The sequence below is a fragment of the Mesorhizobium sp. P160187 genome, assembly GCF_057766425.1.
This window is the reverse complement of the sequence record NZ_JBYMDX010000005.1, coordinates 413772-427886: the sequence shown is the minus strand read 5'-3', so window position 1 is coordinate 427886 and position 14115 is coordinate 413772. Positions and strand designations below refer to the sequence as shown.

Annotated in this window: 17 protein-coding genes; 12 read left to right on the top strand and 5 right to left on the bottom strand. The window is 62.3% G+C overall.

From position 1 onward, the window contains the following. Positions 1-4 precede the first annotated feature (4 nt). Positions 5-142, top strand: coding sequence for a hypothetical protein (locus AC3CCE_RS26730; RefSeq protein WP_352444443.1), 138 nt, complete (start codon positions 5-7; stop codon positions 140-142). Between the two features lie 155 nt (positions 143-297). Continuing rightward, the gene (locus AC3CCE_RS26725) at positions 298-1092 is read left to right on the top strand and encodes a hypothetical protein (protein ID WP_023684423.1); all 795 of its coding nucleotides are present in this window, start codon (positions 298-300) and stop codon (positions 1090-1092) included. A 41-nt stretch (positions 1093-1133) separates the two neighbouring features. Here AC3CCE_RS26725 and AC3CCE_RS26720 read toward each other — a convergent pair whose 3' ends face one another. Further along, entirely contained in the window at positions 1134-2492 is a 1359-nt protein-coding gene (locus tag AC3CCE_RS26720) for a trimethylamine monooxygenase (protein ID WP_023709929.1), read from the bottom strand. A gap of 267 nt (positions 2493-2759) precedes the next feature. Between AC3CCE_RS26720 and AC3CCE_RS26715 the strand changes: the two genes are divergently transcribed. Continuing rightward, positions 2760-3470 carry a helix-turn-helix domain-containing protein gene (locus tag AC3CCE_RS26715; protein WP_023687066.1) on the top strand — a complete coding sequence of 237 codons (711 nt, stop codon included), beginning with the start codon at positions 2760-2762 and terminating at the stop codon, positions 3468-3470. 165 nt (positions 3471-3635) lie between these two features. Here the strand turns inward: AC3CCE_RS26715 and AC3CCE_RS26710 are convergent, their stop codons facing one another. The 4 genes from AC3CCE_RS26710 to AC3CCE_RS26695 are packed head-to-tail and all read right to left on the bottom strand — an operon-like array spanning position 3636 to position 7419. Continuing rightward, positions 3636-4676 (bottom strand): heme-dependent oxidative N-demethylase family protein, encoded by a 1041-nt coding sequence (locus AC3CCE_RS26710; RefSeq protein WP_352625610.1) that lies wholly within the window; start codon positions 4674-4676, stop codon positions 3636-3638. A gap of 9 nt (positions 4677-4685) precedes the next feature. After that, entirely contained in the window at positions 4686-5651 is a 966-nt protein-coding gene (locus AC3CCE_RS26705) for a PDR/VanB family oxidoreductase (protein ID WP_023815209.1), read from the bottom strand. Further along, positions 5648-6244 (bottom strand): dimethylamine monooxygenase subunit DmmA family protein, encoded by a 597-nt coding sequence (locus AC3CCE_RS26700; RefSeq protein ID WP_023823492.1) that lies wholly within the window; start codon positions 6242-6244, stop codon positions 5648-5650. Before AC3CCE_RS26700 ends, AC3CCE_RS26705 begins: the two co-directional genes overlap by 4 nt. Before the next feature lie 41 nt (positions 6245-6285). Beyond that, entirely contained in the window at positions 6286-7419 is a 1134-nt protein-coding gene (locus AC3CCE_RS26695; protein WP_023823493.1) for an aminomethyl transferase family protein, read from the bottom strand. Positions 7420-7702: 283 nt separating this feature from the next. Between AC3CCE_RS26695 and AC3CCE_RS26690 the strand changes: the two genes are divergently transcribed. From AC3CCE_RS26690 to AC3CCE_RS26650, 9 genes are all read left to right on the top strand, one after another. Continuing rightward, complete coding sequence (locus AC3CCE_RS26690; RefSeq protein WP_023668544.1) at positions 7703-7990, top strand: hypothetical protein; 288 nt, start codon at positions 7703-7705, stop codon at positions 7988-7990. Positions 7991-8018: 28 nt separating this feature from the next. Beyond that, positions 8019-8396, top strand: coding sequence for a hypothetical protein (locus AC3CCE_RS26685; RefSeq protein ID WP_023668545.1), 378 nt, complete (start codon positions 8019-8021; stop codon positions 8394-8396). A gap of 27 nt (positions 8397-8423) precedes the next feature. After that, a complete protein-coding gene (locus AC3CCE_RS26680) occupies positions 8424-8585 on the top strand; it encodes a hypothetical protein (RefSeq protein ID WP_023668546.1) in 162 nt (53 codons plus the stop codon). 14 nt (positions 8586-8599) lie between these two features. After that, the gene (locus AC3CCE_RS26675) at positions 8600-9994 is read left to right on the top strand and encodes an APC family permease (RefSeq protein ID WP_023668547.1); all 1395 of its coding nucleotides are present in this window, start codon (positions 8600-8602) and stop codon (positions 9992-9994) included. A 42-nt stretch (positions 9995-10036) separates the two neighbouring features. Continuing rightward, positions 10037-10726 carry a hypothetical protein gene (locus tag AC3CCE_RS26670; RefSeq protein ID WP_023687063.1) on the top strand — a complete coding sequence of 230 codons (690 nt, stop codon included), beginning with the start codon at positions 10037-10039 and terminating at the stop codon, positions 10724-10726. Then, a complete protein-coding gene (locus AC3CCE_RS26665) occupies positions 10723-11016 on the top strand; it encodes a hypothetical protein (RefSeq protein WP_352625606.1) in 294 nt (97 codons plus the stop codon). The genes AC3CCE_RS26670 and AC3CCE_RS26665 overlap by 4 nt, the downstream gene beginning before the upstream one ends. Before the next feature lie 107 nt (positions 11017-11123). Continuing rightward, entirely contained in the window at positions 11124-12020 is an 897-nt protein-coding gene (locus tag AC3CCE_RS26660) for a class II glutamine amidotransferase (RefSeq protein ID WP_023668550.1), read from the top strand. Between the two features lie 4 nt (positions 12021-12024). Further along, positions 12025-12753, top strand: coding sequence for a GltB/FmdC/FwdC-like GXGXG domain-containing protein (locus AC3CCE_RS26655; protein ID WP_023668551.1), 729 nt, complete (start codon positions 12025-12027; stop codon positions 12751-12753). A gap of 6 nt (positions 12754-12759) precedes the next feature. Beyond that, the gene (locus tag AC3CCE_RS26650) at positions 12760-14088 is read left to right on the top strand and encodes an FMN-binding glutamate synthase family protein (RefSeq protein WP_023668552.1); all 1329 of its coding nucleotides are present in this window, start codon (positions 12760-12762) and stop codon (positions 14086-14088) included. Positions 14089-14115: the final 27 nt, after the last annotated feature.

The following is a 14115-nucleotide window of genomic DNA, read 5'->3' as shown; positions in this document are numbered from 1 at the left end:
AAGGATGATCGTCACCTGCACCGCGGTCGGCACACGCGATCTCGACCCGGAAGTGTCCATCGCACTGTCCAAAGTCGCGGCATTGTCGCGGGCTGGCAACAACCTGCCATCGACATCATCGCGGTCGGTCGTCGACCCCTGAGCCGCGAAAGCTCAAGCACGGCTCGGATAGAACGGTTTCGCCTCTTCTGGAGTTCGCCTCTTCTGGAAATGGCAGGCCGCGCTCCAGCTCTTGACTTTGACGCATTTTCGCGCGGAAAGCTGCTTCATCCTCGACCAGCCTGAGCTTGCTGCCGAATGCCCGATCAGCGCGAACCGCCTTTTACTGTCGTCGTCTTCGACATGGCCAAGACCGGCGAGCATGTGGTTTCGGGGTTTGAGACGTTGGACGCGGCTACGTCCTACGCGATTGCTCGGGTTCGCGCCTCGGTGGAAGAGCTGCGCAAGCCTGGCATCGCAGCAGCCGAGCTCCGGCGGCACTGGCATATCCGTGGTGAGGATTGCACGGTGCTGAACGCCAATGTGCGCGGCAGCGATCTGCTTGACGATTTCATCGCGACGCCGGGGACACCGGCCGAATGCGACTGGCGGGCGCTGGCGCCACGACTGCGCCGTTTCTACGCCGCTGTGAACGTCTTCAACAACGATGGCAAATCTATCCGGGTCAGCGGCTTTTTCCGCGCGACCTACCGGTTATGGCACGCTGGCCTGCTCGCACGATTTGGCGACGACGCCATCGCCTCCTTCAAAGCCAAAGGCATCACGCCGGCAGTGCCGACGAGAGTCTCGGTCGACCATCACTTCGAGCAGCCCGATCCGCCGCGCCCGCCGCTCAGCGATATCAGGCCGTTGCTGTCGTGGAAGGTCGAGATCGATTTCGGATGCACCGATGTGAGGTTCGGCGCCAAAACCGACGGCGTCTTCGCCTGGCCCGAGGAGCCGACCGGCCGGGCACTCAACGACATGACACATCTGCTGATGGCTGACAGGCTGTCTATGTACGGCACCGGCCCGGAGGGCGCCTATTATAGCGAATTGGTGTGGGTCAAGGTGACGGAGACCGATGCGGCTCCCGACTACCCTCTGAATTGAAACTGGGCCGGTGCCGGCGCATTGTTTTGCATCACGCCGACCTATTCCGCCGCCACGCCCTTCACCTGGAGATAGCTTTCCATCGAGTCGTCCAGCGCCTGCAGCCAGGGCGTATGGTGCAATGGCGCCATGGTGCCGGTCATCAGCGAGCGGTAGGCGTGGTCGCGAAAGCTCATAATGTCTTCCGCCTTGTGGTGCTCCCATTCCATGAAGGTCTGGTTGACCGCCTCGACGTCGAAGCCGGGATAGTCGGTCTGGTCCATCAGTTCCTTGGTGTAGTCGCCCTGGAACCAGATCATCTGCTCGGCGTCTTCCAGCGTCTCTTCGCGTGCCCGCCACTTGGCGCCGTGCTCGGCCATCGCCTGTCCCGACGGCAGCTTGATGCGGCCCATGATGACGTCACGGGCGAACCAGGCCTGGGCGTCGAACATGTTGAAAGTGTAGAACTGGTCCTGCATGCCGATATAGGACAGTTTCGGGTTCTTCTCCCACACGACGCCCTCATAGAGCCCGTCCGGCCACATGCGGTTGGCGGTCTTCAGCTTCAGCTCTTCCGTGAGGAACGGGAAGGAATGCAGATAGCCGGTGCACAGGATGATGGCGTCGACATCTTTTGTGGTGCCGTCCTTGAAGTGCGCCGTCTTGCCGACGACCTTCTGCAGCAGCGGCACTTCCTTCCAGTTCTCCGGCCATTTGAACCCCATCGGCTTGGAGCGGTAGCTGGAGGTGATCGATCTGGCGCCGTATTTGTAGCATTGCGAGCCGATGTCCTCGGCAGAATAGGAGCGGCCGATGATCAGTATGTCCTTGCCCTTGAACTCCATGGCGTCGCGAAAATCATGGCTGTGCAGGATACGGCCGTTGAAGGTCGAAAAGCCTTCGAAATAGGGAACGTTGGGAACCGAGAAATGCCCGGAAGCGACGACGACATTGTCGAACTCTTCGGAGTAGGTGACGTCGTTGGTGCGGTCATGCGCGGTGACAGTGAATTTCCTGCTCTCGTCCGAGAAGGTGACCATGCGCACCGGGCTGTTGAAGCGCACCCATTTGCGCAGGCCTGATTTCTCGACGCGACCCTTGATGTAATCCCACAAAACGGCGCGCGGCGGGTAGGATCCGATCGGGCGGCCGAAATGCTCCTCGAACGTATAGTCGGCGAATTCCAGGCATTCCTTCGGTCCGTTCGACCAGAGGTAGCGGTACATCGAGCCGTGGACGGGGTCGCCATGCTCGTCGAGGCCGGTGCGCCAGGTGTAGTTCCACAGGCCGCCCCAGTCCGACTGCTTTTCGAAGCAGACGATTTCGGGGATCTCGGCGCCCTTGTCGGCAGCCGACTTGAAGGCCCTGAGCTGGGCCAGACCGGATGGCCCCGCTCCAATGACGGCAACGCGCGTTTTCATGGCAGGCCTCCCGGTGTCATTCGATTTTTGGAATTGCTCTTACGAAACAAATTTCACTCACAGGACAGTAATTGCCTCTTGGATGCTGTCAACAGGCCTTGTGGAGAAACCGCGTTTCGCCCCAGCGGATTTCCGGAAAAACGGATGACGGCGTAAATCCTGTTCGGACACCATTCGACTTAAGGGGCTTGCTGCGCGGTTGCGTTTCTGTATCGGCACCGAATATGTTCACCTGGAGTGAAATAATCAGGGGGATTCGGAGGCGAGATGGCGAAGACAAGTTCCGACTCCAAGACTGCTTCGACAAGGGCAAAGCCACCGGCAAAGGCCTCCGTGGACGGAAAAACCATCCGCGCGCCGCTGACGCAGAACCCGCATGCCATTCGCGACACCCGCGAAAAAGTGCTGGAGGTGGCGATCGGGCGCGAGGTGCGCGCCTTCCGCAAGAAGCTCGGCATCACCGTCGCCGATCTCGCCGTCGCCACCGATATTTCGCTGGGCATGCTGTCGAAGATCGAGAACGGCATCACCTCGCCGTCGCTGACCACACTGCAGGCGCTGTCGAGGGCGCTCGGCGTTCCCGTCACCGCCTTCTTCCGCCGATTCGAGGAAGAGCGCAGCGCCGTCTTCGTCAAGGCCGGCGAAGGGCTAGATGTCGAACGCCGCGGCACCCGCGCCGGCCATCAATACAATCTGCTCGGCCATATCGGCTCCAACACCAGCGGCGTCGTCGTCGAGCCGTATCTGATTACGCTGACCGAGGATTCGGATGTGTTCCCGACCTTCCAGCATGAGGGCATGGAATTCCTCTATATGCTGGAGGGCGAGGTGGTGTACCGGCACGGCAGCAACCTCTATCCGATGAAGCCGGGCGACAGCCTGTTCTTCGACGCCGACGCGCCGCACGGGCCGGAGCAACTGACGAAACTTCCGATGCGGTATCTGTCGATCATTTGCTATCCGCAGAGCGCGGGGTAGTCGGACCGCCGCAGCCCCCTCACCCGGATTGCCAAGGCCGAATTGCAAGAGCAATTCGGGGCAATCCGACCTCTCCCCGAGGGGAGAGGAGTCTGGCGTCGGCGCTGGCGATCTCTTCTCCGCTCGGGGAGAAGGTGGCCGCGCAGCGGCCGGATGAGGGGGCCTTTAGTCCGGCCCGAACCCCGGTGACGTCGCACTGCCATCATCCAGCTTCGACAGCCATTCCACCAATGTCGGCCGATACCGCGTCAGGCCCTTGTAGGTGGCCAGCTCTTCCGGCAAATCCCGGATCACCCGGTGCAGTCGCCTTGCCCATTTCGGCTGTGTCACCAGTTCGTCCATCTTGATGAGATAGCAGCGGATCGGGAAGACGATGCCGTTCGAGCGCGGCAGCCGCCAGAAGCTTTGCAGTTCGACGCGCAGATGCACCTTGTCGGCGACATTTTCGGGCGTTACCGTCGCGCGGTCCGGGCCCCATTTGTGGTAATTCTCCGGACTGGTGTCGAGGCGCGGGTTTATGGTCATCGTCCAGTTCAGCCGCCGCGCCGGCTTGCCCTGCTGGATGTTGGTGAGGAACTTCAGCGCCCTGACGAAAATGCCCTTTTCATGCGCCAACGGCACCGGCGCGTGCCATTCGAAGAAATTCATGCCGATGTCGAAATCGAGCGACCAGTCGGCCTGAGTGGTGACCATGCCGGCGTCCATCCAAAGATTGCCGTCGCGCTGATCGAGAATGCAGAAATCACCCTGGCTCTGGCGGGTGATGTACTCCATCGGCCCGTAAGGCAGTGTCGAGGTGTCGCCGAAGGTGAAGGTGTCGTCGATGCCGAGCGGCCGGTTGATCCAGCGCCAGCGGTCGCCGTCGCGGGTCAGGGTGAAATGCTCGGGATAGCCAAGTGCCTGTTGCTCCATCAAAAGTTCGAGCAGGTCCCAGCCGGCCAGCGTCATATGCGGCAGCGACTGGCAGCGCAGCGGATCGTCGGCCAGCACCAGTGCACGGTCCTGCATCTCGGCGACATAGTGCTCGTCGACGTCGATCAGGTTTTCCAGAACGCTGCCCTTGGGACCGACGACATGCGGCTCGATGTTGACGGCATACATGTAGGCGTCTTCGTGGAACGGGAACGGAAACCGCCTGATCTGCTCCGGGCTGTTCCTGAAGGTGAAATCGTCGCGAAACGTTTCCTTGCGAAAGGTGATGCCCAAGCTCGCCTCCTATCTTTCCAGGACCAGCGACTCGCCTTCGAAGCGCGACACGCAGGGCATGATCTTGCAGCCGGAACGGTGGTCTTCCTCACTCAGCCAGTGGTCGTTGTGGATGAACTTGCCGTCATACGAGACGACGTTGGTCTCGCACTGGCCGCAGACACCGCCGCGGCAGAGATAGGGCGGATCGACGCCGGCGGCCTCGATGGCTTCGAGCAGGCTCTGCTGCTCGCCGACGCGGATGGTCTTGGCGCTGACGGCAAGTGTGACGTCGAACGGCAGGCCGGGCTGGGGTGCCGCGAAATGCTCGTAGTGCACGGTCTCCGCCGGCCAGCCCAAAGCGGCCGCGCGGTCGCGTACCCAGTTGATCATGCCGGCCGGGCCGCAGACATAGAGATGGGTGCCGAGCGGCTGCGAGGACAACAGACGGTCGAGTTCGATGCGCTCGTCGCGGTCGTCGTGATAGAGCCGGACGCGACGGCCATAGCGCTCCTGCAGCACATCGGCATAGGTGCCGAGCGAGGCGGTGCGGCAGGTGTAGTGCAGCTCGAAATTGCCGCCGGACCCGGCGAGCTGCGCGGTCTGCGCCATGAACGGCGTGATCCCGATGCCGCCGGCCAGCATCAGATGCTTCTTTGCCCTGAGGTCGAGCGAGAACAGATTGACGGGGTAGCTGACCACCATCTCCAGGCCAGGCTTGACGCTCCGGTGCATGAACAGCGAGCCGCCGCGGCCGACATCGTCGCGGCGCACCGAGATGGTGTATTCGCGGGTGTCGAGCGGCGACCCCATCAGCGAATACGGATTGAGCCTTGTGCGGTCGCCATCGCGCATCTCGACCACGACATGGGCGCCGCCGGAAAAGGTCGGCAAAAGCTCACCGTCACGGCGGCGGAAATGGAAGCGTGTCACCAGTTCGTTGACCGGGACGACGTCGCTGACGACGACATCGAGCTTGGTGGTGCCGGTGCTCATGGGAAGACCTCCTCGATGGGAGGAATCTCCGAGCGATCCTCGGCATTTATGCAGACGCCCTGGAATGCTGCCAGCCGTCGCGAATAATGATCGCGCACCAGAAGCAGCAGGCCGCAATGCGCGCAGGTGGCCGGCTGCGTCGTCACATTTTCGGTGATGCCTTTGCAATGCACGCACTGCATGCGCCGCGCCAATGAGCCGCGATGCTCGGTCTGCATGGAGGTATGATCGATGCCGGCTTCGAGCGCCACCTGCATGGCCTGGCCGATCAGCCCTTCGGTGCCGGCGAGATAGAGGCGCAGGCCCATATGCGCGTTGGCAAGCGTCTGCTTCAGCCTGGGCAGCAGGCTGGCGAAGGTTGGCGCGACATGAAATTGCGCGGACTTCAGTGCCTCAAGAGCGGCAACGTGCTTGCCGTCGGCCCCGGGAATGAAGACGATTTCGGCGCCGTCGAAGAAGCCGGGGCGCGACGTCCTTGCCATATCGACGATCGCCAGCGCGCCTTCCGCATCCGCCACGAAAAGATGATGCTTGCCGGGCTGCGGGGACAGGGTTCCGTAAATGGGCCGGCTGATGATCGTTTTGGCTGCCATTCTCTACTTCGTACCTCGAAACCCTCGCTGTCGATTGTGCCTCAGCCTTTCGCCGTGCGCTTGGTCTTTTTGGGATCGTCGAAGGGCAGAGGCTGCGCCGTCGCCCTGATCGAACCGCTCTTGTTGCGGATCTCGAGCTTGGTGTCCTTGACCGCGCAGTCGACGTCGAGGCGGGCGATTCCCATCGATTTCTCGACCAGCGGCGAATACATGGCGCAGGTGACCACGCCGACCTTTTTGCCGTCGCGATAGACCGGCGCGCCCTCATCCGCGGGTTGCTTGCCGTCGAGCAGCACGCCGTAGATCTTGAAGCGCTCCTTGCCCTTGAGGCGGTAATGCTCTTCGGCGCCACGAAAGCCGGTCTTGCCGGGGCTGACGGTGAAGTCGAGGCCGAGCTCCCACAGCGTGTCGCCGGGGCCTTCGTTCTCGAACGGATATTTCTGCGAGTTGTCATAGGGATAAAACAGCAAACAACTTTCGACGCGCAGCATATCGAGCGTGGTGAAGCGGCACGGAATGATGCCGGCGCTCTTGCCCTCGTCGAGGATCCTGTCCCAGATCGTGCCGGCGTCCTGACCGCGGCAGAATATCTCGTAGCCGCGCTCGCCGGTATAGCCGGTGCGCGAGATCATGACGGGAAGGCCGAACAGCTGCGTCTGCATATGATGGAAATAGTTGAGGTCGCGAATGCCCGGCACATGCTTTGAGAGATAGTCGACCGCGGTCGGCCCCTGCAGCGACAGATCGTGCAGATTGTCGTCGAAGCGCAGCGATACGTCGCGGCCGACGGAAGCGCGCTGCAATTCCTCATGGCCGGTGCCGGAGCCGTGCACCACCATCCAGGCGTTCGGCCCGGTGCGGTAGAGGATGCAGTCGTCGGTGAATTTGCCGGCCTCGTTCAGCATGCAGGCATAGGCCGACTTGCCGGGATAGATCTTCTCCACGTCGCGCGTCGTTGCCAGGTCGATGAGGTGTGAGGCGTGCGGCCCGGTGATGTGAACCTTCTTCAGGCCCGACACATCCATCAGCCCGGCCCTGGTGCGGATGGCGGTGTATTCCTCGTCGGCGTCCTTGTCGTAGGTCCAGGCGGTGCCCATGCCGCTCCAGTCTTCGAGCTTCGAGCCTAACGCGCGATGGCGATCCGCCAGGGTCGAAAATCTCCAGGATGCCGTCATCCGCAAATCCTCCGTTCGAAAATTCTATTGTGTTCCCGGCTCCCTGCGCGAGGCGGGAGCATTTGGTCGAATATTGATCGCAAACGTCCTGATGCCGCAATACCCGGAAGCAAATAATTTCATTGTCAGGCAAAATTCGCGGCTGGGGACAAACGGTTAACCCAACGTAAAATCACCTTGACAATTGCTGGATTCGGCCCGAATTTATGAAAAAAATTTCACTCTGTTGAAAGAGGGCAGCGGGCGGCCAATTCGGGGTCGGGCGCTGGAAAAGGGGAAACCGATGTCAGACCTGCAGCAGCGCATCGAAGCGCTGTACCGTTCCGACCTGCGCGGATCCGCGCTCCTGATCATCTGCCTTTGGGCGACGATCCTCTTCGTGCTTGTCATGACATGGCCCTACATCCCGGACACCGGGATCAAGATCGTCGTCGCTATCGCTGCCGCCGCCGTGCTGATCTTTAATACGGCCGCCATCCTGGCGATGGTCAATCACTACAAGGAAGACAAGGACTTCATCTACGGTCTCGACATCAAGAACGCCGACGCGGCCCGCAACCGCAAGTCCTGAAAACAGAACGTCCTGAGGGGTAGAAGTCATGTCGCGCTACACGCCGCCGGAACAAGGCAAGGCCGGGCAGATTTTCGATATCGTGGTCGTCGTGGTCGCCATTTTCGTGGCGCTGTGGCTGCCATTGAAACTCGGCCTGGCGGGTGCGGCGAAATCCATCGACGCGCTCGATGCCAAAACCTGGGAAGCGTTGGGACAGAACCCGACCATGGCCTCGATCTGGGAAAAGCTCGGCTATACGCCGGAGACCGCGCACGACATCATCCAGAACCGCTTCCACTACATCATCGACTGGCCGACGCTGATCATCATGGCGGCGGTGCTGATCGGCTATTTCGTCTTCCTGTTCCGCGCCTCCGACCGCGAATATCGCGACGTCATCAACGAAAAGTTCGACGACAAGTAACGCCAGAGATTTTGGGGAAGCACGCTCATGTGGGTCGCACTCTCTTACGCATCGTGGGGCATCTCGGTCGTGCTTGCGTTGTGGATGCTCTACGACTGGTTCAAGATCGACACGACCTATTCCGAGGAGGTGCTGACTTCCTCGCGCGAAGGCGAGCTTGAAGCCGCTTCCGAAAAACACCGGATCTGAGTGGGGATTGAACAATGACGATCACGCTTGAACCGGCAATACACGGCGACAGGGTTTCACTGCTACGCGTGCTCGGCCCGGCCCATGTCTGGGCGCTTGGCGTCGGCATCGTGCTGGTCGGCGAATTCACCGGCTGGAATTTCTCGGCCGACAAGGGCGGCGCACTGGCGGCGCTGATCGTCTGCTGGGTGGTCGGGCTCTTGTATACTTCGGTCGCCATGATCGACTCCGAGGTGACATCGACGGTTGCCGCCGCCGGCGGCCAATACGCGCAGGCCAAGCACATTGTCGGGCCGCTGATGGCCTTCAACGTCGCGCTGTTCCTGGTCTTTGCCTACACCATGCTGGAGGTTTCGGACGCCATCCTGCTCGGCGACACCATCGTCGCCAAGGCCGGCGTCGAAGGGCTCACCCACAACTCCTTCATTGCCGCCACCATCGTCGTGCTGGCATGGCTGAACTATCGCGGCGTGCTGATGACGCTCAACGTCAACTTCGTCATCACGGCGATAGCCTATGTCTCGATCGTTATCCTGTTCTTCTCGGTCAGCCCCTGGACGCAGGGTGCTGTGCTGAAGCTCAACGAACTGGTCACCCCCGGCAATGCGCTGCCCTATGGCTGGATCGGCGTCATCGCGGCCTTCCAGTTCGGCATCTGGTACTATCTCGGCATCGAAGGCACCACGCAGGCCGCCGAGGAAGTGCGCTCGCCGGCGCGTTCGCTGCCTTACGGCACCATGGCCGGCATGATCACGCTTTTGATCGCCGCCGCCATGACCTGGTATGTCTGCGCCTCGCTGATGCCCTGGGAGTACCTCGGTATCACCTATTATCCCTTGTGGGACGCCGGCAAGCTGACCGGCAGCCCGCTGCTGGAAAACCTGTTGTTCGTCGCCACGCTGCTCGCGGCACTGGCGTCGGCCAATGGCTGTATCAACGATGCGGCCCGCGCGTGGTTCTCGCTTGGACGCGACCGCTATCTGCCGACATGGTTCTCGGCCGTGCACCCGAAATACCGCACGCCCTATCGCTCGATCCTGTTCCTGTTGCCGATCGCGCTCGCCTTCGCCTTCATCGCCGACCTCAACCAGGCGATCACCTTCTCAATCCTGTCGGGCGTGCTGCAATACACCTTCATGAGCATAAACATCATGATGTTCCGCAAAAAGTGGCCGCTGGGCACGATCCGCCGCGGCTATACGCACCCGTTCCACCCGATCCCGGCGATCGTGCTGTTTTGCCTCTGCGTGGTGACCTTCTTTGCGATCTTCCTCGGCTACGGCACGCAGCTGATCGCCATGGTCGCCTTCTACTTCCTGATCTCGCTGTGGTTCCACTTCTACCGTTACCGCTATGTGCGCCGCGGCGACCAGTTCACCATGCCGTGGCCGAAGCCGCAGGGCTATTGACAGGAGAGGGCCTGCCGGTCTGGGCGGGCATGGCGTGACGAGGTGTCTGACGTGACGACAGCATTGCTGGCCGGGGCGGTCGCCGTGGCTCTCGTCCTGCACCTCGCCTGGCATACGCGCGCCAGCCGCAAAAAGGCCAAGGCTGATCTTGCAGCCGAGGCAGCCAGCATCCAGACCGTCATCACAGATGCCGTTGATGTCTCCGATGGCACAGCCGGCGTTGTCACCTGGGCCGGCACATGGAACGGACAGCGCGTGCAGCTGCGCACCATCGTCGACACGCTGGCAACGCGAAAGCTGCCGGCGCGATGGTTGAGTGTCACGATCACAGAGCCGGTTGCGGTGCCGGCGACCTTCGACATGATGATGCGGCCGGGCTCGCCGACGACCTTCTCCAATTTCGATCATCTTCAGCATACGCTGCCGAAGGCTCCGGGATTTCCGGCTGAAGCCGTGCTGCGAACCGACCTCAGGGCGGCGCGCTTTCCGCAGAACCTGATCGCCAGCCATCTCGACATCTTTGCCGAAGGCCGCGCCAAGGAACTCTTGATCACCCCGAACGGCGTGCGCATCGTCTGGCTGCTGGCCGAGGCCGAGCGGGCGCGCTACGGCGTGTTCCGGCAGGCCGCATTCGGCGGCGCAAGGCTGGATCCAACGCTGGTCGAGAGACTGCTGACCTCGGCCTCAGTGCTGCGCGATGCCATCAACCGACAGGAAAGGCAGGTCGCATGAGCGCACCCGCACCGACAAACCCGTATCTGGTGCTCGGCGCTGCCATCGTCTTACCGGCCAGCGGCCACGTCATTCTGGGCGTGCCCGTGCGCGGCCTGCAGTTCCTGTTCTTCATGGTGATCCTCGCCTGGGTGACGGCCAAGATCGCGCCGGCCGATGCCAGCTTCGTCGGCCGCCACGCCGGCGGCTTCCTGATCTATGCGCTGTCGATCCTCGATGCCTACAGAATAGCCCGTATCCGCACCGCCACATGGATTCACAGCGCCCGCGACGGCGGCGATAGTGCATAGGCCGCATCGAGCCGGATACGTAACTACAGGAATATTTTTTTCATATGATTGAATTCGCACGACGCATTCGATACATCATCGTCTAGTGGTAACGCCGGGAGGCTGACATGTGTGGAATCGTCGGACTTTTTCTGAAAGACAAGTCGCTTGAGCCGCAGCTCGGCTCGATGCTGTCGCAGATGCTGATATCGCTCAGCGATCGTGGCCCCGACAGCGCCGGCATTGCCATCTATGGCGCGCCTTCCAGGAATGAAGCCAAGATCACCATCCAGTCCGCGAAGCCCGAGCGCGATTTCCGCGGCCTCGACGCCGAACTCGCCAAGGCCATTGGCGCGCCGGTGAGCATAGCGGTGAAGTCGACGCATGCGGTGCTCCGGACCGCGCCCGACAAGGTCGATGCCGCGCGCGAAGCGCTGCAGTCAATCCGCCCCGACGTGCGCATCATGGGCGCCGGCGAAGCGGTGGAAATATACAAGGAAGTCGGTCTGCCGGAAGCGGTCGTCGACCGTTTCGACGTCCGCTCGATGACCGGCACGCATGGCATCGGCCATACCCGCATGGCGACGGAATCGGCCGTCACCACGATGGGCGCGCATCCGTTCTCGACCGGCGCCGACCAGTGCCTGGTGCACAATGGCTCGCTGTCCAACCACAACAATGTGCGACGCGAGCTAGTGCGCGAGGGCATGAAATTCGAGACCGAGAACGACACCGAGGTCGCCGCCGCCTATCTCTCGTCGCAGATGGCGCATGGCAAGAACCTCGGCGAGGCGCTGGAAGGCACGCTGTCCGATCTCGACGGCTTCTTCACCTTCGTCGTCGGCACCAAGAACGGTTTCGGCGTGGTGCGCGATCCGATCGCCTGCAAGCCCGCCGTCATGGCCGAGACCGACCAGTATGTCGCCTTCGGCTCGGAATATCGGGCGCTGACCAAGCTGCCCGGCATAGACAATGCGAGGGTCTGGGAGCCGGAACCCGCAACCGTCTATTTCTGGGAGCATTGAGCCCATGCCGGCAACCAAACTTTCGAAGGCGGCGCAAGACCAGGCGTCCCGGGTCTTCGATCTCGACGTGTCGTCGCTGCGTGAACTGAACCAGGCGCTGCACAATCTGACGCCCGGCTCCAATGAAACCGCATGGGAGGTGCTGCACCCCAAGGGCAGTCATTCTGTTGCCGTCGGCGTCGACCAGCCGGTCAGCATCGATGTGCGCGGCAGCGTCGGCTACTACTGCGCCGGGATGAATGACGGCGCTGCCATCACCGTGCACGGCTCGGCCGGCCCCGGTGTCGGCGAAAACATGATGTCGGGCTCGATCGTCATCAAGGGCGACGCCAGCCAGTATGCCGGCGCCACCGGCAAGGGCGGGCTGCTCGTCATCGAGGGCAATGCCTCGTCGCGCTGCGGCATCTCGATGAAGGGCATCGACATCGTCGTGCACGGCAATATCGGCCACATGTCGGCCTTCATGGCGCAGTCCGGCAATCTGGTGGTGCTGGGCGATGCCGGCGACGCACTTGGCGATTCCATCTACGAAGCGCGGCTGTTCGTGCGCGGCAAGGTCGAAAGCCTGGGCGCCGACTGCATCGCCAAGGAGATGCGGCCCGAGCATATCGAACTGCTGCAGGGACTGCTCGACCGCGCCGGCGTCACCGGCGTCAAGCCGTCGGAATTCAAGCGCTACGGCTCGGCGCGCACGCTCTACAATTTCAATATCGACAACGCCGACGCGTATTGAGGCAGCATGACCTACAAGAACCCGCCGACGACGCCGCGCAAATCCGCGACCTTCGACGACTACACGCTTTCCGAAATCCGCCGCGCCGCGGCGACCGGCATCTATGACATCAGGGGCGCCGGGGCCAAGCGCAAGCTGCCGCATTTCGACGATCTGCTGTTCCTCGGCGCCTCGATCTCGCGCTATCCGCTGGAAGGCTATCGCGAGCGGTGCGACACGTCGGTGGTGCTGGGCTCGCGCTATGCCAAGAAGCCGATCGAGCTGAAAATCCCGATCACCGTTGCGGGCATGAGCTTCGGGTCGCTGTCCGGCCCGGCCAAGGAAGCGCTCGGCCGTGGCGCGACCCTGTCCGGGACGTCGACCACCACCGGCGACGGCGGCATGACCGAGGAAGAGCGCGGGCATTCCAAGCAACTGGTCTACCAGTACCTGCCGTCACGCTACGGCATGAACCCCAGGGATTTGCGCCGCGCCGACGCCATCGAAGTGGTCGTCGGCCAAGGCGCCAAGCCCGGCGGTGGCGGCATGCTGTTGGGACAAAAGATTTCCGACCGCGTCGCCGAGATGCGTACGCTGCCGAAAGGCATCGACCAGCGCTCGGCCTCGCGCCATCCGGACTGGACCGGGCCCGACGATCTCGAGATCAAGATCCTCGAACTGCGCGAGATCACCGACTGGGAAAAGCCGATCTACGTCAAGGTCGGCGGCGCCCGCCCCTATTATGACACAGCACTTGCGGTGAAGGCCGGCGCCGATGTCGTCGTCGTCGACGGCATGCAGGGCGGCACGGCGGCGACGCAGGAAGTATTCATCGAAAATGTCGGCCAGCCGACGCTTGCCTGCATCAGGCCGGCGGTGCAGGCGCTGCAGGATCTCGGCATGCACCGCAAGGTGCAGTTGATCGTGTCGGGCGGCATCCGCAATGGCGCCGACGTCGCCAAGGCGCTGGCGCTCGGCGTCGACGCGGTGTCGATCGGCACGGCAGCGCTGGTCGCACTCGGCGACAACGACCCGCGCTGGGAGGCCGAATACAATGCGCTCGGCACCACCGCCGGGGCCTATGACGACTGGCACGAGGGTCGCGACCCTGCGGGCATCACCACGCAGGACCCCGAACTGATGAAGCGGGTCGATCCGGTCGCCGCCGGACGGCGGCTGGCGAACTACCTCAAGGTGATGACGCTGGAGGCGCAGACCATTGCGCGTGCCTGCGGCAAGAACAGCCTGCACAATCTCGAGCCCGAGGATCTCGTAGCCCTCACCATCGAAGCCGCCGCGATGGCCGGCGTGCCGCTGGCCGGCACCAACTGGATACCGGGGAAAAACGGCTTCTAAAAAACACATCCAAATAAGCGAGGAACT

Coding starts and splice junctions, on each gene's coding strand:
- AC3CCE_RS26730 (WP_352444443.1), top strand. CDS start 5: ATGATCGTCACCTGCACCGCGGTCGGCACACGCGATCTCGACCCGGAA.
- AC3CCE_RS26725 (WP_023684423.1), top strand. CDS start 298: ATGCCCGATCAGCGCGAACCGCCTTTTACTGTCGTCGTCTTCGACATG.
- AC3CCE_RS26720 (WP_023709929.1), bottom strand. CDS start 2,492: ATGAAAACGCGCGTTGCCGTCATTGGAGCGGGGCCATCCGGTCTGGCC.
- AC3CCE_RS26715 (WP_023687066.1), top strand. CDS start 2,760: ATGGCGAAGACAAGTTCCGACTCCAAGACTGCTTCGACAAGGGCAAAG.
- AC3CCE_RS26705 (WP_023815209.1), bottom strand. CDS start 5,651: ATGAGCACCGGCACCACCAAGCTCGATGTCGTCGTCAGCGACGTCGTC.
- AC3CCE_RS26700 (WP_023823492.1), bottom strand. CDS start 6,244: ATGGCAGCCAAAACGATCATCAGCCGGCCCATTTACGGAACCCTGTCC.
- AC3CCE_RS26695 (WP_023823493.1), bottom strand. CDS start 7,419: ATGACGGCATCCTGGAGATTTTCGACCCTGGCGGATCGCCATCGCGCG.
- AC3CCE_RS26690 (WP_023668544.1), top strand. CDS start 7,703: ATGTCAGACCTGCAGCAGCGCATCGAAGCGCTGTACCGTTCCGACCTG.
- AC3CCE_RS26685 (WP_023668545.1), top strand. CDS start 8,019: ATGTCGCGCTACACGCCGCCGGAACAAGGCAAGGCCGGGCAGATTTTC.
- AC3CCE_RS26680 (WP_023668546.1), top strand. CDS start 8,424: ATGTGGGTCGCACTCTCTTACGCATCGTGGGGCATCTCGGTCGTGCTT.
- AC3CCE_RS26675 (WP_023668547.1), top strand. CDS start 8,600: ATGACGATCACGCTTGAACCGGCAATACACGGCGACAGGGTTTCACTG.
- AC3CCE_RS26665 (WP_352625606.1), top strand. CDS start 10,723: ATGAGCGCACCCGCACCGACAAACCCGTATCTGGTGCTCGGCGCTGCC.
- AC3CCE_RS26660 (WP_023668550.1), top strand. CDS start 11,124: ATGTGTGGAATCGTCGGACTTTTTCTGAAAGACAAGTCGCTTGAGCCG.
- AC3CCE_RS26655 (WP_023668551.1), top strand. CDS start 12,025: ATGCCGGCAACCAAACTTTCGAAGGCGGCGCAAGACCAGGCGTCCCGG.
- AC3CCE_RS26650 (WP_023668552.1), top strand. CDS start 12,760: ATGACCTACAAGAACCCGCCGACGACGCCGCGCAAATCCGCGACCTTC.